The organism is Flavobacterium sp. KH_035 (genome assembly GCF_057839565.1).
The window spans coordinates 649465-666020 of the sequence record NZ_CM174492.1; the positions used below are offsets into that span (position 1 = coordinate 649465).

16 protein-coding genes are annotated in these 16556 nt (G+C 34.8%); 7 read left to right on the forward strand and 9 right to left on the reverse strand.

Features of this window, described 5'->3' with window-relative positions:
- Window positions 1–34: 34 nt before the first annotated feature.
- Genes AC3IS6_RS02985 through AC3IS6_RS03005 form a run of 5 tightly spaced genes read right to left on the reverse strand, consistent with a single transcriptional unit; the run spans window position 35 to window position 3403 of the window.
- The gene (locus AC3IS6_RS02985) at window positions 35–352 is read right to left on the reverse strand and encodes a hypothetical protein (protein ID WP_489163423.1); all 318 of its coding nucleotides are present in this window, start codon (window positions 350–352) and stop codon (window positions 35–37) included.
- 57 nt (window positions 353–409) lie between these two features.
- Entirely contained in the window at window positions 410–775 is a 366-nt protein-coding gene (locus AC3IS6_RS02990; protein WP_489163425.1) for a nuclear transport factor 2 family protein, read from the reverse strand.
- A gap of 19 nt (window positions 776–794) precedes the next feature.
- The gene (locus AC3IS6_RS02995) at window positions 795–2372 is read right to left on the reverse strand and encodes a S41 family peptidase (protein WP_489163427.1); all 1578 of its coding nucleotides are present in this window, start codon (window positions 2370–2372) and stop codon (window positions 795–797) included.
- Window positions 2373–2804: a deoxycytidylate deaminase gene (locus AC3IS6_RS03000; RefSeq protein WP_017496187.1), complete on the reverse strand. Its 432-nt coding sequence runs from the start codon at window positions 2802–2804 to the stop codon at window positions 2373–2375.
- 5 nt (window positions 2805–2809) lie between these two features.
- Window positions 2810–3403, reverse strand: coding sequence for a HupE/UreJ family protein (locus AC3IS6_RS03005; protein WP_489163430.1), 594 nt, complete (start codon window positions 3401–3403; stop codon window positions 2810–2812).
- A gap of 171 nt (window positions 3404–3574) precedes the next feature.
- Here AC3IS6_RS03005 and AC3IS6_RS03010 point away from each other — a divergent pair, with 171 nt between their 5' ends.
- Window positions 3575–4006, forward strand: coding sequence for a tellurite resistance TerB family protein (locus AC3IS6_RS03010; RefSeq protein WP_173965954.1), 432 nt, complete (start codon window positions 3575–3577; stop codon window positions 4004–4006).
- A gap of 209 nt (window positions 4007–4215) precedes the next feature.
- Here the strand turns inward: AC3IS6_RS03010 and fbp are convergent, their stop codons facing one another.
- Window positions 4216–5223 (reverse strand): class 1 fructose-bisphosphatase, encoded by a 1008-nt coding sequence (fbp, locus tag AC3IS6_RS03015; RefSeq protein WP_281924437.1) that lies wholly within the window; start codon window positions 5221–5223, stop codon window positions 4216–4218.
- Window positions 5224–5394: 171 nt separating this feature from the next.
- Between fbp and AC3IS6_RS03020 the strand changes: the two genes are divergently transcribed.
- Both AC3IS6_RS03020 and AC3IS6_RS03025 read left to right on the forward strand, forming a co-directional pair.
- A complete protein-coding gene (locus AC3IS6_RS03020) occupies window positions 5395–5883 on the forward strand; it encodes a GNAT family N-acetyltransferase (protein ID WP_489163432.1) in 489 nt (162 codons plus the stop codon).
- A gap of 234 nt (window positions 5884–6117) precedes the next feature.
- On the forward strand, window positions 6118–7377 hold the full coding sequence (locus AC3IS6_RS03025; RefSeq protein WP_489163434.1) for an aspartate kinase: 1260 nt from the start codon (window positions 6118–6120) through the stop codon (window positions 7375–7377).
- 78 nt (window positions 7378–7455) lie between these two features.
- Here the strand turns inward: AC3IS6_RS03025 and AC3IS6_RS03030 are convergent, their stop codons facing one another.
- The 3 genes from AC3IS6_RS03030 to AC3IS6_RS03040 all read right to left on the reverse strand — a co-directional run bounded on the left by AC3IS6_RS03030 (window position 7456) and on the right by AC3IS6_RS03040 (window position 11204).
- Window positions 7456–9633, reverse strand: coding sequence for a TonB-dependent receptor domain-containing protein (locus AC3IS6_RS03030; RefSeq protein ID WP_489163436.1), 2178 nt, complete (start codon window positions 9631–9633; stop codon window positions 7456–7458).
- Between the two features lie 115 nt (window positions 9634–9748).
- Window positions 9749–10810 carry a helix-turn-helix domain-containing protein gene (locus AC3IS6_RS03035; RefSeq protein ID WP_489163438.1) on the reverse strand — a complete coding sequence of 354 codons (1062 nt, stop codon included), beginning with the start codon at window positions 10808–10810 and terminating at the stop codon, window positions 9749–9751.
- Window positions 10811–10856: 46 nt separating this feature from the next.
- On the reverse strand, window positions 10857–11204 hold the full coding sequence (locus AC3IS6_RS03040; RefSeq protein ID WP_489163440.1) for a helix-turn-helix transcriptional regulator: 348 nt from the start codon (window positions 11202–11204) through the stop codon (window positions 10857–10859).
- A 369-nt stretch (window positions 11205–11573) separates the two neighbouring features.
- On the opposite strand from AC3IS6_RS03040, the gene AC3IS6_RS03045 reads away from it, so the two are divergent.
- From AC3IS6_RS03045 to AC3IS6_RS03060, 4 genes are all read left to right on the forward strand, one after another.
- On the forward strand, window positions 11574–11804 hold the full coding sequence (locus AC3IS6_RS03045) for a DUF5808 domain-containing protein (RefSeq protein ID WP_489163442.1): 231 nt from the start codon (window positions 11574–11576) through the stop codon (window positions 11802–11804).
- A 45-nt stretch (window positions 11805–11849) separates the two neighbouring features.
- Complete coding sequence (locus tag AC3IS6_RS03050; RefSeq protein ID WP_489163444.1) at window positions 11850–12020, forward strand: hypothetical protein; 171 nt, start codon at window positions 11850–11852, stop codon at window positions 12018–12020.
- Window positions 12021–12263: 243 nt separating this feature from the next.
- Complete coding sequence (locus AC3IS6_RS03055) at window positions 12264–15695, forward strand: DUF8818 domain-containing protein (protein WP_489163446.1); 3432 nt, start codon at window positions 12264–12266, stop codon at window positions 15693–15695.
- Between the two features lie 63 nt (window positions 15696–15758).
- Window positions 15759–16349 (forward strand): hypothetical protein, encoded by a 591-nt coding sequence (locus AC3IS6_RS03060; protein WP_489163448.1) that lies wholly within the window; start codon window positions 15759–15761, stop codon window positions 16347–16349.
- Window positions 16350–16556: the final 207 nt, after the last annotated feature.

Genomic DNA, 16556 nt, shown 5'->3' on the forward strand with positions numbered 1-16556 from the left:
AATCCTCTTAATGGTTTGAAACTTTTATACTTTCTTATTCCACCGAAATAATCTGCGTTACCTTAATGTGGCTTTCATCTTCGGTTTTCCAGATTTCTCCTTTTACCGAGACAACATCACCTATTTTTAAGGTTTTGTAATTTTGTGGGCCACCCACATTTACAATGCTAATTGTTGCAAAATACACTTCTTTAGCAGCTGTTGAGATTTTTGCCGTATAACCATCCTTTCCCGACTCGATTGCATCTACTTTACCAGTAATCGTACTATTATTATTATTTTTCATAGAAGCACAGGAAATCACTAGAACCAACACAACAAACAGCAAGCTTATTCTTTTTAGATTTTTCATATAGATAGTTTAACTCCGGACTTAAGGAGATTTGATTAAAACTACATTGTGATGCTTTTATTGCAATTGAGTACAACTACCTGCAATTACTTTCAAATTCTCTTCAAATTGTTTCCAAACCCTGATGTATCGAAAAGTTCCGCTTACGGGATTGTGATTAAAATTTCCTTTCAATAAAATTGTTACCGCGACTACAGCCGAATCATTAATTACAGTTATAATCTGATCCGAAGCTTCTAATACCTCAATTTGCATTTTACCTGAACGATACGTATTCAAATCAAACTCTTTGGTAATCGTTTGTCCGTCCGGTAAATTAAAAAGCAAATCATCATGCAATACATTTTCCAGCGTTGGAAGATCCGCATTTTTCATGGCTGTCAACAGTTCAATCTCAGCATTTACAATAGTTTCTATTTTCATCTGATAAAGGAATTAAAGATTACTTTTTTGGACTCAAAACAGCCCTGATCATGGCATCGTCTTTTAAAATAACATCGTAGTAATACAATTCGCCATATAATTGTCTGGCAAATTCAGCAGTGATATAACGATTAACCAAAGTTTTGGTTTTGTCAAATTTCAAATCCAAACCGGTTAACAAAACATACGTTTTAAACTTTTTAAAATACAAATCAGAGCCTTTCATCTTTGCTAAAAATTCATTAAAATGAAGTCCGGCAAAAGCCTCTCTGTTTTTATCCAATTCTTCAAAAACAAAATGCCCTACAATTCCGGTCTGCAATAGATAGGCTACATTTTCATTCCCGTGTTCAGCCTCTATCGGCACAAAAACATCGGGCACAATTCCACCGCCACCATATACAATTTTTCCTTTAGGTGTCTTAAACTTTAAAGAATCGGCCACTTTTATACTGTCTTTCGCATAAAGTTCCCCCGATTTTATACGGGCTTCAGATTCTTTAAAATACTCTTCATTTCCTTTTTTATAAGGTTTTTGAATCGATCTTCCAGTTGGCGTATAATATCGCGCCACCGTTAATCTTACCGCCGATCCATCGTTAAAATCCATTTCACGCTGTACAAGACCTTTTCCAAAAGAACGTCGGCCTACAATCGTTCCACGATCATTATCCTGTAATGCTCCGGCAAGAATCTCACTGGCCGACGCACTGTTTTCATTAATCAAAACATACACTTTCCCGGCTTCAAAACTACCCGCGTTTGTTGCATAAGTCTTTTCAGTCGTACCGTTTTTATTTTTAGTAAAAACGATCAGCTGTTTGTCTTTTAAAAATTCATCTGCAATTGCAATGGCTTCTTCCATATAACCTCCGCCATTATCCCGAAGGTCGATGACAAGTGACTCGATTCCTTTTTGTTTCAATCTGGCCAAACCGCTTTTAAATTCATTAAAAGTTGTTTCCGCAAAACGATTGATTTTGATGTATCCGGTATTATTTCCAAGCAATAAGGAGACATCGACGCTTTTTATCGGAATGACATCTCTTTTAACTTTAAATTTGAGTTTCTTCTGTTCTGATTTTCTAAAAACGGTTAATTCAATCTCAGAGCCTTTTAATCCTTTTAACTTCGAAAACAAACTATCAGAAGGCAATCTACGGCCAAACAATTTTGTTTTTCCGGCAAATAGAATTCGATCTCCTGGCTTTATTCCCGCTTTCGCTGAAGGTCCGTTTTCGATTGGTTTTATAATCGCAACAGAGTCTTTATACATATAGAAATTAATTCCTATCCCCACAAAATCACCTTTCATACTTTCGGCTACCTCAGCTTGTTCTGTTGGAGGAATATAAACGGAATGCGGATCTAATTTTGATAAAATATTGTCGACTGTAAGATTAACAATTGAATCGGTATTGATGCTGTCGACATATTCATTATTGATAAAGTCGATCAGTTTATTCAATTTTGTTTTTGAGTAATTTTTAGCCAAAAGCTGATCGTCTGCGGGAGCATTCATCAGGCTTCCGAGAACTATACCCAGAGCTAAGGTCGCTCCGATAACGAGTGGTAAATATTTTGAATTAAATTTCATTTACTCTTCTAAAACAGGAATATGTTCAACTTCAACACCTGCTTTTATTAAAAACTGAATTCCGGAATCGTCACGATATCCGTCATGATACACCACTCTTTTTATACCAGATTGGTGTATTAACTTGCTGCATTCTTTACAAGGTGAAAGTGTAATATACAAGGTCGCTCCCTCACAGGATTGTGTTGACCTTGCTACTTTCAAAATTGCATTTGCTTCTGCATGAAGAACGTCCCAGCGGGTTAGCCCTTCTTCGTCTTCACAGCAGTTTTCAAAACCAGATGGCGTACCATTGTATCCATCCGAAATAATCATTCGGTCTTTTACGATGATAGCCCCTACCTGCTTTCGTTTACAATACGACAGTAAACTCCACTCTTTGGCAATCCTCAGATAAGCTTTGTCGTATTTATTTAATTTTTTTTTCTTCATTTATTTTATCTGTTCCAAATAGGACTTTCAATAATCATTGGCACAACCACTCCGATAATAAAAGCCGACATTACAAGTGCCCAATCGCGTTTTGAAAAACGAAATACGGTTTGTACAACATAAGATAGTATCAAAACTACAAACACCACAACTAGTTGTGCCGCTTCAATTCCTAAGGCAAACTCGCCTAAAGGTAGTAATTTTGAACCAGCCGACCCTCCTAAAATTGTTTTGAAATAATTCGAAAATCCAAGTCCGTGTATAATTCCAAAAAATAAGGTCACAAAAAACACTAAATTCAAACCGTCATTCTTAGAATTCTTTCCGGCAGTAAAGAGATTAAAAACCGCAGTTATTAAAATCGTTATCGGAATTAAAAATTCGACAGTATTGACTTTTATCGCAATAATTCCGTAAACCGAAAGCAATAAAGCCAGGGTATGACCAATTGTAAAAACAGAAACCAGCAACAAAATGCGTTTCCAGTCTTTAAACAAATATGGGGTTGTTAAGGCAATTAAAAAAAGAACGTGATCGTAAGCGTTAATATCTAAAACGTGCTTCAATCCTATTTGAAAATAAATCCAAAATTCTGACATAAGGGTACTATAATTATAATGATTAGGGGTTGTAAACTTACGATTTATTTTGAAAAATCATTGCGGTCTTAAACTAAAACAACACATAAAAATTAAGTTAAATTTTATGAGAACTTTAAAATTAATAATTTAAAATAAAAATTATCTTTGTAGGATAAAAAAACCATAATTATGTCATTTTCAGATTTATTTGATAGCGAATTCAAACAAAGAAATAAAGGTCACTTTTCAGCTATTGTTCGTGTAGCATTAGCCGATGGCATTGTGCATCCTGAGGAAAAAAGTTTCTTAGACAAATTGGCTGCACGTTTAGAAATTTCAGAAACTGAATACGAAGAAATTCTTAACGACCCATTAAAATACCCTATCAACCCTCCTTATTTGCACGTACAGCGTTTAGAGCGTTTGTATGATCTAACAAGAATGGTACACGTTGATCACCATCTTGAAGACCAACAAGAAGTGATGTTAAGAAAATTAGGTATCGCTTTAGGCTTTACTCCAAGCAACGTAAATTATATCATTGCAAAAGCATTATCATTAGTCGATAAAAAAGTAGACGGTGACACTTTTGTTTACGAAATGCAACACATGCATAAATAGTATTCAGTCGCAGTTTTCAGTTTTCAGACTGATAGCTAAAACTAAATAAAAAATAAACCCGACAGTTTTGAAACCTGTCGGGTTTGCTGTTTCTAGTCCTACCTTAAACTGCCACTAAAAAAATTGTTGGCTACAACTGAAAAAACCTGACAGATTTTTGAAACCTGTCAGGTTTAAACTCAACTAAAAACTGTGACTGTAACTAAAAACTAAAGCGCTTCCGCCATAAATTCTTCTGCTTTTTCTACCATATTGTAGCTTCCGCAGAAAAACGGAACTCTTTGATGTAATTCAGTTGGCTGTATTTCCATAATTCTTCCAAAGCCGTCCGTTGCTTTTCCTCCCGCCTGTTCTGCAATAAAAGCCATCGGATTACATTCGTACAACAATCGCAACTTCCCTTTTGGTGCTTTTGAACTGGTTGGATAAATATAAATTCCGCCTTTGATCATATTTCGGTGAAAGTCAGAAACTAAACTTCCAATATATCTTGAAGTATAGGGTCTGTCCTCTTCTTCCCTCTGACAATATTTTATGTAATTTTTTACACCTTGTGGAAAGTGTACATAGTTCCCTTCATTTACAGAATAGATATTTCCATTTTGTGGAAATTTCATATTAGGATGTGAAAGATAGAATGTTCCAATCGCAGGGTTTAAAGTAAATCCGTTTACACCATGACCTGTTGTGTATACCAACATTGTTGATGTTCCATAGATTACATATCCTGCTGCTACCTGATTGACTCCCGGCTGTAAAAAATCCTCGCTTGTAACCGGAGTTCCGATAGGTGTAATTCTTCTGAAAACCGAAAAAATGGTTCCTACAGATACATTCACATCTATATTTGAAGATCCGTCAAGCGGATCCATTAAGATCACGTACTTATTGTTATGACTGTTGTCGCTCCCCTGAACAGTAATAAAATCGTCGTTTTCTTCTGAAGCAATACCACAGACAATCTCACGGTTAATTAACGTCTGAATAAATACTTCGTTTGCATACACATCTAATTTTTGCTGGTCTTCACCCTGAATATTCTGTTCGCCTGCAGCGCCAATGATATCCACTAATCCAGCTTTGTTTACTTTATAGTTTACGACCTTAGCCGCCAAACGTATAGAATTGATAATTCGGGAAAGCTCCCCCGACGAATATTGAAATGCTTTTTGGTTCTCAATAATAAACTCTCCCAGTGTTTTATTGCGTTCTTCCATTACTAAATCGTTGTAGTTTTGTTTTTAAGTCACAAATATCGTTTTTTTTGTGAGAATGGTTTAAAAATTATTTCGTTAGTTTGCCACTATTGTATATTTGCTAAACAAAGCCCTAAAGTACTGAGCAAAAGAATACTTTTTTAGCTAATAAACGCTTAATAATAAGAATATATGAATATTAGAAAAGGGAATCCTGAAGACATGAAATCGGTTCTGGGATTAATACAGGAGTTGGCAATATTCGAAAAAGAACCGGATGCCGTAGTGATCACAGAAGCAGATTTAATACGTGACGGTTTTGGTGAAAAACCACTGTTTCATGTGTTTGTTGCAGAAATTGATACTGACGAAAATCATAAAGAAATTGTTGGAATTGCCTTGTACTATTATCGATACTCAACCTGGAAAGGAAAAACAATACATCTTGAAGATCTGATTGTAAAAGAAAAGATGAGAGGAACTGGTTTGGGGTCAGCACTTTATGCCGAAATAATGAAACAGGGAAAAAGAGACAATGTTCGCAGAATCGACTGGAATGTACTGGACTGGAATACTCCTGCCGTAAAGTTTTATGAAAATTCGGGCGCAAAGATTCTTGAAGGCTGGCAAGTTGTTCAAATGGACGAAACGGGAATGAATTCGTTTTTAGAAAAATTATAAAAATATATTTATCCACAGACTAAAATGATTTACACAGATTTTTTCAGCCACGAATTAGCACGAATTAATTAGTGTAAATTTGTGAAATTCGTGGCTAAAGAAGACAAAGATTTTATAATCTGTAACAAAAAAAAGAAGCACCGCAGTGCGCCTCTATAAATTACGATTCCATGAAAATTGGAATTTGGAACTTAAAAAATTGGAATTTTATAAAAAAACAGCATATATAACAAAATGAGAGTATTTAAATTTGGTGGAGCATCTGTTAAAGATGCCGAGGGAATTAAAAACGTATACGACGTTTTGCAAAAAGTAGGTTATCAAGATGTCATTTTGGTCGTTTCGGCAATGGGAAAAACCACAAATGCTCTTGAAGTGGTCATTAAAAATTATTTTGACAAATCATCAGAGCTGAACTCTTCTGTACAGGAAATAAAAAAATACCACAATCAGATCTTACTGGATTTATTTGAAAACGAAGAACACGCTGTTTTTGCTGCGGTAAAAGCATTGTTTTCTGAATTAGAATATTTCCTGGCACATAATAAATCGCCAAACTACAATTTTGTTTACGATCAGGTTGTGAGTTTTGGAGAACTGATTTCGACTACTATCTTAAGTCACTTTATGAATTTCATGGGAATTCAGACGCAATGGCTTGATGTTCGAAATTTCATAAAAACCAACGCCAATTACCGTGATGCTGAAGTAGACTGGGAAATTACACAACAAAACATCAGTAAAAATGTACCACGTAAAATTTTAAACATCACTCAGGGATTCTTAGGTGCCGATGAGAACAACTTTACTACCACTTTGGGCCGTGAAGGTTCTGATTACACTGCAGGAATTTTTGCATACTGCTTAAATGCCGAAAGTGTTACGATCTGGAAAGACGTTCCCGGGGTTATGAATGCTGACCCTCGCTATTTTGAAAATGCAAGTTTATTAAACCAGATATCCTACCGTGAGGCGATCGAACTGGCATTTTACGGAGCAACTGTAATTCACCCGAAAACGTTACAGCCGTTACAGAAAAAGGAAATTCCATTATATGTAAAATCATTTATCAATCCGCTTTTAAAAGGAACCTGTGTTTCTAAAGGTGTTGATCTGGAACCACAATATCCTTGCTTTATCGTAAAAAGAAACCAGCTTTTGATTTCTTTATCTTCGATCGATTTTTCTTTTATAATGGAAGAAAACATTAGCGAGATTTTTGCGTTGTTTCACCAATTCAAAATAAAAGTTAATCTGATTCAGAATTCGGCGATTAGTTTTTCGGTTTGTGTCGAAGATAAATTTGAAAATTTCAATGAGTTGAATGCGATTCTTTCGAAAAAATTCAAAGTAGATTTTAGTGAGAACGTAACTTTGTATACTATTCGTCATTTTACAGAACAGGCAGCTCAAACAGTAGAAGAAAACAAAGCCGTTTTATTAAAACAGGTAAGCCGCGAAACGATGCAGATTGTAACCAAAGAAATCAACTAAACTTTCTTTAATACGTTAATTATACAATTCAACTATATTCAGAAAAGGCTTCCCGTATTGGTGAAGCCTTTTTTACTTTTATCTTGCCCTGTTATTTTCGCTTTGTTCGATCTCTGTTTTCTTAAATGCCTGTTTCTTTGAATTTCCGAAGCTATATGTTGCTATCAACCTAAAATAATTTGTTGTATAGGTTCTGTGATAATAGATTTCGGTTTGTCCAACATTGTAATTTCCTGAAACCATAAATTTATGAAAGATGTCATTGGCTGTAAAATTGAGTTTTAGAGCCTCTTTAAAAAAGTTTCTTTCAATTCCAATAGTTACTGTCGACCGATTATTATCATGGCCCAATCCGTAGCTTCTATCTCCCAAATACCAGGCAAGCAACTGAATTTTGAAAAGATTTGGGATTGTAAACGTATTGTTCGAATACAAATAGACCTGTGGTTTTACCGCACCTAACACGTACGAGTAAACATTATCAAAGGCTTTGCTATAATTAATACTTATGGTATTGGTAGAGTTCCACCATTTATTTGCAAATGACCTTGAAAGCGAACCGAAAAAACCATTTTCTTTTTCTAAATTTAAGGATCTCAAAATATAACTATTTGGGTTATCTCCTCGCAAAGCAGCTCCTGAAATAGGATCGATTTTATAGGTATAACCTACTCTAAAATCAAACTTTTTATATAGGGCATCAATTTCAAAAGCATGAACTTTTTCGGGTACTAGATTAGGATTTCCTTCTATGGTCGTAAACGGATCCTGATAAATAACAAACGGATTCAAGGCCTGATATCTGGGTCTTGTTATTCTGGAAACGTAAGACGCATTTAACTTTAAATCATCTGAAACGGCGACATTTAAGAGAACATTCGGGAAAAAATTAAAGTAGTTTTTACTAAAACTCTGACTTCCATTTGCACTTGTATATAAATTATAACTTGTGTTTTCGGTTCTTGCACCAATCGAAAAATTGATTTTCTCTCCTAATGTGCTTCCGTAATTAAAATAGGCTGCACTAATTTTTTCTGTATAACTAAAATCACTCGAAAGTTTATCATCAGACTCAAAATCCATACTATTCCCGTCTGTCACTAAAAAATCTGTACCTGATTTTATAGTCGCGTAACTCACTTTTGCTCCAATTTCAAACTTTGTTTTTTCATTTATTTTTTTTGAATAATCCGCTTGCGCTGCAATTATGTTAATGGTATTACCAACATTATTTTTCAAATATTTCTCTCCATCAATTTCATCAACAATACTATTCTCTTCGATAAAATCTTTTACGGTTCCGTTATAATTAGAATATTGTGTCCCTATAAATACTGACGAACCGCGATCATCGGTTATTAAATTATAGTTTAAATTGAGGAATTGATTGAGTGAGACATCGTTTTTAGCAATATCGGTCGCATAAAAAGCAGTATCCGCATTATTTGTTATCGCATTCTTGCTTTCAACTGTTCCTCCCAAATCCCCTATATTGCCACTATATACGAATGACAAATAGTCTTTTTCAGAAAAATTATATTGTAATCCTAGTCCATAATTAGAATAATTATTAAAGCGTCTTTTCCAATCTGTCGTTAGTTCTGATCTCATATATTCATCCGGATTTGGTCTTACTCTAGTGGTATATAATAATTCTCTGTTTCGGCCCAATTGCAATCCGTAATTGGTTATAAACGAAAATTTTCCTTTTGTATAATTAAAATCGAGAAGCGTATTCGTACTCATTCCTCCAAATTCTGAAATCGTAATTTGCTGACTTGCGCTTCCTAATATTCCGTTTTCGATACTTTTTTTGGTAATAATATTAATAACCGCTTTTCCTTCGGCATCATATTTTGACGATGGGTTTGAGATTACTTCGATCTTTAGAATTTGCGAAACCGGGATTGCCGCGAAACGTTCGTAATTAATCAAAATTCCGTTGAGATAAATAATAGCTTCTCCTTTTCCGAGAACACTTATTTGTCCTTCGGCAACAATAACATTGGGAACCCTGCTCAATAATTCGTTGACCGAACTACTTGTCGAAAGCAACGTGTTGGCAACGTTTACATCAAGCGTTCCATTTGCTGCATATTTTACTAAGGACGCCTGTCTTTTGATAACCACTTCGTTTAATTCATTATTAGGTGTTGCAACCTTTTCCTGAACTGATTTTGAAGATTGGGCGTTTGCAGTAATAGCATAAGGAATCATGCAATACATGTAAATAAAAATGGCAACTGGAAATCTCATGAATTTTGGCGATTAAAATTTGACTTATTTTTGAAGCAAAAGTCAGCTGTTAATCACAATAAGAGGTAACCAAAATAGATATCAGGAGTACAAATTTATAAACTCACACTTTCCATTAAGGTCGTAAAGCCTGATTTTGATAATTAGAAGGGGTTGTTCCGGTATACTTTTTAAAGGCAGCAAAAAAAGTCGATTTAGAATTAAACCCCACATCGTAGCCAATAGATTCTAAGGTAAGTTTATCGTTTAAAGCTATAATTTCGCAAGCTTCTTTTATTCTAAACTCATTTACAAAACTGGTAAAGTTCTTACCAAGATTATTATTTAAAAGTTGGGATAATTGATGACTTGATATATTTATTTCTTTAGACAAATCCTGTAATGTAAGATTAGGATTTTTATACAATACTTTTTCATTCATTACACTTTCAAGTTTTTGTGCAAAGATCTCGGCTTCGACCGAATTTATTTTTTTACCTGAATTCTTTGATCCGTTTAATAAAAACAAATCATCGGTTTTTTTGCGATATAAAAGGATAGAAATAATTAAATAGAAAAGAAGAGAAAAAACAATTGCTCCACTAATATAAGTAGCAGCCGGACCATGCATTATGGCAAGAAAATAAAAAAAGAACAAAAGAAAATTTCCCAGAAAAAGCATCCCAAACCACATTTCTGACGGAGTTGCTTTGTGTTTCCTACTTATGATTTTTTGTAGAATGCCTTTAATCATAAATCCGGAAACAACAACATAAACAAACCATTGAAAATAAATCGCTTTTACAAAATACTTTCTCCACAGTTCGGGATAATATTCGTAAGGATATAAAAATCCGATTGTACCTATAAACAAAGCCCAAAACAAAAGGGTGAGTTTCCAGGATTTTGGCATTATATTAATTTCAGCAACGGCTGATTTCAGGAAATAATACAAACACGGACCAATAAAGAAACAAGCGGTTAACCCAATTTGTAAATACATTTTTGGCAACGTGGGATGAAAATACACAAACACCGATTTTCCAATTCGGATGCTTAGTGCGAATAATAATGCTCCCAAAAAATAATTGGTCAGGAACTTTTTCGTGGTAAAGAAGAAGAAATACACACTTAAAATAACTCCATTAAAAACTCCTAATGCACTAAAAAAAAATAAAAGTTCCTTACCGGTGTCCATAATTCAAGTTTGTTTTATTCCCACAAAGCTAAAAAAAATTATGTCTTTAATGTCTTTTATCCCTCTTCAGATTCTTAATTACTTTTCTCAGTTCTTTTATTCGTTCTTCATATTGTTTGATTACTTTATCAGATAATTGAACCCCGGTTTCTACGGAAAGTTTTTCTTTACGATCTACATCCAATTTTAAATCTTCTACTTTCAATAATTCTTCCGGTGCTATTTTGAAAATCTCGCAGATTTTTAGAATATGATTAGCCCATGAACTACTTTCACCACTTTCCATCCTGGCATAAGCCGATTGCGAAATATGAAGGCAATCTGCCACTTCTTCCTGCGACAGTTTTTTATTCCTCCGAAGTATTTTAAGCTTGTTTCCTACAAGAATATTCATGGTTAAGCAAAGTTTTCCGTCCAAAACAATAGAGGACACTTTTATAAATATATACTCACAAAAATTACATTTTTTTAAAACAAAAAAAATAGCCTCTAATTTCTTATTAAAAATACCCGAAAATCACATAATATAAAACCTTATAAAATACTAAATTGGTCCCACCAAAAAACAAATAAATAACACTATGTGTACAATCGGAATAACCATCTGATCAACACTAAAACCAAAAACTATGACCCGTCCTGTCTTATTCCTGTGTCTTTTAATCATTATTATTGCTTTAGGGTATCGCTTTAGCAAAAAAAACACCTAGACTATTTTATCACAGTTGCCCCACCTGATAAAAAAACTTAGACTTTTAAAATAATGGATTTCAATACTAAACCTACAAAAGAGACCCGAAACAAATGGAACCGTGATCCAAACAATTGGATTTTGGGAATTTTCTATTACAATCCTCAGGACAAAAGATTGTTCCCTTCAAAAAGAATCAAACTACTTGGATGGACGATAAATTTTGCAAACCCTAATTCAATATGCGCTGTTATTGCAGTAATCGCCTTCATATTAATTCTCATAGGAGATTCTAAACCATAATCTCAAAACAACTAATTGCCGTTTTTTAAACCCTTCATTGAAAACATGAAATTCTTTATCTTCAAATATAGCATTGCAATTGCAAGCTGTCTTTATCTTGCCTACTTTTTCTACAATCCGGAGCGTATGGGCAACATGATCAAAATGGGCACTGCGCTTGTTTTGGCGCTTTCTATTTTTATTACGATGTGCAATCAGATCAAAAGCAGAAGATAGTGCCTGGACACAAGTATAAAAAGTAACATGTATTACACAAATTGCCACTAATTTGATTGTGGAATTAATTTCACAATCAAGGTTAGCCTATTAAAACTTGTGCAAATTAATGGAATTTGTGCTCAGCCAGTAGTACCAATTGCCATCTTTTACAATTGAACTGACAACCTCTGGGGCTGAATCACAGACGCATTATTTCCCAATTATAAATACTACTTTTGATTTTTGAGAGTTAAAGTATTTATGTTGAAAAAATTACTGGTTCTAACATTTTTTATTTGGTTTTCCGGGCTTCAGGCTCAGGAAACAATATCATCGTACAAAACCAAAAAAATAATTGCCAGCCGCGATACTATTCATCTCGAAGAAGTAAGTATCAATTCGGGATTCTTTCAGCTTTTCAATACCAAAAACGAACCTCTAGATTCCTCCTTTTATAAAGTTGATTTTAAAAGAGGAACACTACTTCTAAATGAAAAACTGGCGACAACCACAGATACTTTAATCGTAAATTATTTAAAATATCCTGATTTTCTAACCCGGGAATATACCTTATACAAATCAAATCAGGTCGTATCAAATGACATTGGCTCTGAAAAGTTGTATAAAATTGATAACGCTGTGGTAAAAAAAGTAACTCCTTTTGATGGTTTAAATACTTCGGGAAGTATTACAAGAGGACTCACCGTTGGAAATAACCAAAATACAGTTTTAAACTCCAATCTGGATTTGCAGATTACGGGAAAAATATCAGACAAAATCAGTTTGCGGGCTTCACTGCAAGACAGTAATATTCCGCTTCAGGATGGTGGTTACTCTCAAAAACTGGATCAGTTTGACAATATATTCATGGAGCTTTTTACGGATGACTGGAACATCCGGGCAGGAGATGTTTTTTTAGAAAACAGAAAAACCCAGTTCTTAAATTTCAATAAAAAAGTTCAGGGACTTTCTGCCAGCTTTAATTTTGGTACAGAAGAAAGTAAAACCAATATTTTCGCTTCAGTGGCTTTTGTAAAAGGACAATATGCCAAAAGTACTTTTACTGGTCAGGAAGGAAATCAGGGCCCTTATAAATTAAAAGGACAAAATGGGGAATTGTATGTTCTTGTAATTTCGGGTTCAGAGCGTGTTTATGTAAATGGCATTTTATTGAAACGCGGAGAAAACAACGATTATGTGATCGATTATAATGCCGGAGAGATTACTTTCACCTCTCTTTTTACGATTACTTCCGAAATGCGAATCAATGTAGAATATCAATATTCTGAGCGAAACTACAACAGGCTCGTGACCTACGCGGGCGGAACACATGAAAACAAAAACTGGAGTTTTGGCGGTTATCTCTATTCGGAGAATGACATGAAAAACCAGCCTTTACAACAAAACCTCTCAACAGCTCAGGTTCAGGTTTTGAGCCAGGCCGGAGATGATCCAAATCTAATGAAAGCACCATCAGCATATGAAGATACTTATGCCGACAATAAAATACTGTATAAAAAAACACTTGTCAGTTCCGTTGAAATTTATGAGTACTCTAAAGATCCGACTGCAGTTTTATACAATGTAAAATTTAGTCTTGTCGGAAACAATGCCGGCAATTATATCATCAAGAACAACAATTCTGTAGAACGTATTTACGAGTATGTGCCTCCTGTTAATGGAGCCCTACAAGGAAATTATGAGCCGATCGTGAATCTGATTGCACCAATCAAATTACAGGTAGCTACTTTTTTAGGAAAATACAATCCGGACGAAAAAACTCTGGTTGACTTTGAAATTGCAATAAGCAACAATGACAAAAACCTGTTCTCGAAAATAGATGACGCTAATAATGACGGTATCGCCATTAAAACCAATATTAAAAAACGTCTTTTTACACGAGACTGGACATTAGATGCCTTTGCCAACTATCAATTTGTTCAGGAAGATTTTAGATCTGTAGAACGTTTGTACAATATCGAGTTTAATCGCGACTGGAACTTAACCGAAACTCTTTTAGGAAACCAAAGCATGTTAATCACTGGATTAAATTTTGATTTATTTACTAAAAAGGAAACGTCCAATATTGGCTTGTTTACCTACCAATTTGAGAAATTAGATTACTCAGAGAGTTATTCCGGATCGCGTCATACTACAACGGCATTGTTTAAGCTGCAACACTGGACCATCGAAAATCAGGGTAGCTTCCTGAATTCAGATGCCACAAATTCTACTTCAAAGTTTATACGAAACCAAACCAGAACCAAATATCATTTTGGCAAAAACTGGGTTGGGGCAAGTATGCAGTTAGAAAACAATCAGCAGAGAAATAAAATCACCAATCAATTTTCGGCATTAAGCCAAAGATTCTCAGAATATGGCGCCTTTATTGGTCGTGGTGACAGTACCAAGGTTTTTGTTGAAATTGGCTATCTGCAACGTCGAAACGATAGTTTGCAAAATGGACTGTTGCAGCACGTAAACAACTCTCAAACCTATTTTTTAAAATCGAAATTAATACAGAATAGAAAAACAGATCTGGCAATATATGCCAGCTATCGCAAATTAGATTTCACTGATGCAGCCCGAAAAAATGAGCCCTCATTAAATTCCCGAATACTTTATAACGATCGTTTTTTTAATCAGCTGCTGCAAATTGGTACCGCTTATGAGACCAGCTCCGGAACAATTGCCCAACAGGAATTTACGTATATTGAAGTTCCAACGGGGCAGGGAGTTTATACCTGGAACGATTACAACGGAAATGGAATTCAGGAACTCGAAGAATTTGAAATTGCGGCTTTTCCTGATCAGGCGCGATTCATCCGAATCTTTCTGCCCAATCGGATTTACATCAAAACCAATCAAAATAAATTCTCTCAATCTATGGCCTTAAATCCATTGCAGTGGCAGAATGAAACCGGTTTTAAAAAACTCCTCTCCTTCTTTTACAATCAGACTTCCTTTATTATGGACCGAAAAGTAAAAAGTCAAGGAGAACGTTTGGAACTCAATCCTTTTAATTCTTTAGAAGAAAATATACTCGGACTCAATTCGAGTTTCAGAAATAGTTTATACTACAATCGTGGCAAACAAAAACATTCCGTTACCTACACCTATCTTGTCAACAAAGGAAAAAACCTGCTTTCAATTGGGTCGCAAAATGTTCAAAACAATTCTCATCAATTGCAATACACCCACCTCTATCAAAAAAGCTGGCTGTTTAATTTCTTCACTAAAACGGTTAAAACCAATTTGGTTTCTGAAGATTTTGTCGAAAAAAACTATGACATAACAGGATATCAGCTAGCGCCTAAAGTGAGTTATTTGTTTTCGAAAAACACCAGTCTGGATTTCTTTTTTGAATTTCAGAATAAGGAAAATCAAATCGGAAATTTTGAAACTCTGGTTCAAAACCGACTGGGGACTTCCTTTTCATTTGCGGGAGAAAAAAAAGTTACCCTGAACGGAGAATTTTCTTTTTACCAGAATAAGTTCACAGGGAATGAATTTTCATCTGTCGGTTTTCAAATGCTTGAAGGACTTCAGGCAGGGCAAAATCTGGTATGGAAATTCCTTTTACAAAAAAACATCACTCAGTTTTTAGATGTGAATTTAAATTATCAGGGAAGGAAAAGCGAGACAGGAGCAGTGGTTCACACCGGAAACATACAGCTTCGCGCTTATTTTTAACACTTTACCAAAAACCTATTTAAAAATTGTTTAATTTTAATTGAAATTTAAACTTGTAACATTATGAAAAAATTATTAGTACTTTGTTTTGTAGTTCTTCTGTCTTCTAATTTCTATGGACAAGAGTCAATTACAAAAGCAGCGAAAAGTAAAACGGAAGCCGCTGCTAAAAAGAAAAAAGCGGAAGCTGATAAGGCAGCAACAGCTGCAAAAAAAGAAACTGCAAAATCTAAAAAAGCAGCTAAAGAGGCCAGCGATGCGGCAGCAAAAGCCACAAAGGAATCTGCAAGTGCTGCTAAAAAAACGGCCGACAAGCAGGCTACTAAAGCAAAAAGTGAAGCCGCAAAAGCAAAAAGTGATGCTGCCAAAGCAACAAAAACTGCTGACAAAGCTGCCAGTACAAAAGCCGCAAGCACAAAAGCGGATGTAACAAAAGCAGCAGCAAAAGCGACTGAAGCATCAAAAACAGCTAAAAAAGAGGCTACAGCAGCTAAAAAAACAGCCACCAAAACCATAAAAGAAACGAATGAAAAAGCTCCAAAAGTAGCCGACAAAGTAACGGGCGAATACAATGGAAAAAAAGTATATACCGGACCTAAAGGCGGTAAATACTACATTAATAAAAATGGTAATAAAACCTATATTCAGGAATAAGTCTAATCTTACTTACCCCTATAAAAAAAGGAGTGGCTTTATAGTCGCTCCTTTTTTATTGAAAAATACTCATGAAGTCCAAATATTCGTTAACACAACAGTAACGTATCTTTTCAAATGTCGCTTTCCCTCAGATTCTTAGGGCGATTTACAAGGCCTGCGCGTCATTATAGAGTTAATAATTTAGTAATACGTACGAAATATCAT

Excerpts from the sequence above, each read along its gene's own strand:
- AC3IS6_RS02995 (WP_489163427.1), bottom strand. The coding sequence starts at position 2,372 with ATGAAATTTAATTCAAAATATTTACCACTCGTTATCGGAGCGACCTTA.
- AC3IS6_RS03025 (WP_489163434.1), top strand. The coding sequence starts at position 6,118 with ATGAGAGTATTTAAATTTGGTGGAGCATCTGTTAAAGATGCCGAGGGA.
- AC3IS6_RS02985 (WP_489163423.1), bottom strand. The coding sequence starts at position 352 with ATGAAAAATCTAAAAAGAATAAGCTTGCTGTTTGTTGTGTTGGTTCTA.
- AC3IS6_RS03035 (WP_489163438.1), bottom strand. The coding sequence starts at position 10,810 with ATGGACACCGGTAAGGAACTTTTATTTTTTTTTAGTGCATTAGGAGTT.
- AC3IS6_RS03040 (WP_489163440.1), bottom strand. The coding sequence starts at position 11,204 with ATGAATATTCTTGTAGGAAACAAGCTTAAAATACTTCGGAGGAATAAA.
- AC3IS6_RS03020 (WP_489163432.1), top strand. The coding sequence starts at position 5,395 with ATGAATATTAGAAAAGGGAATCCTGAAGACATGAAATCGGTTCTGGGA.
- AC3IS6_RS03060 (WP_489163448.1), top strand. The coding sequence starts at position 15,759 with ATGAAAAAATTATTAGTACTTTGTTTTGTAGTTCTTCTGTCTTCTAAT.
- fbp (WP_281924437.1), bottom strand. The coding sequence starts at position 5,223 with ATGGAAGAACGCAATAAAACACTGGGAGAGTTTATTATTGAGAACCAA.
- AC3IS6_RS03030 (WP_489163436.1), bottom strand. The coding sequence starts at position 9,633 with ATGAGATTTCCAGTTGCCATTTTTATTTACATGTATTGCATGATTCCT.
- AC3IS6_RS03055 (WP_489163446.1), top strand. The coding sequence starts at position 12,264 with ATGTTGAAAAAATTACTGGTTCTAACATTTTTTATTTGGTTTTCCGGG.
- AC3IS6_RS03045 (WP_489163442.1), top strand. The coding sequence starts at position 11,574 with ATGGATTTCAATACTAAACCTACAAAAGAGACCCGAAACAAATGGAAC.
- AC3IS6_RS03050 (WP_489163444.1), top strand. The coding sequence starts at position 11,850 with ATGAAATTCTTTATCTTCAAATATAGCATTGCAATTGCAAGCTGTCTT.
- AC3IS6_RS03005 (WP_489163430.1), bottom strand. The coding sequence starts at position 3,403 with ATGTCAGAATTTTGGATTTATTTTCAAATAGGATTGAAGCACGTTTTA.
- AC3IS6_RS03000 (WP_017496187.1), bottom strand. The coding sequence starts at position 2,804 with ATGAAGAAAAAAAAATTAAATAAATACGACAAAGCTTATCTGAGGATT.
- AC3IS6_RS03010 (WP_173965954.1), top strand. The coding sequence starts at position 3,575 with ATGTCATTTTCAGATTTATTTGATAGCGAATTCAAACAAAGAAATAAA.
- AC3IS6_RS02990 (WP_489163425.1), bottom strand. The coding sequence starts at position 775 with ATGAAAATAGAAACTATTGTAAATGCTGAGATTGAACTGTTGACAGCC.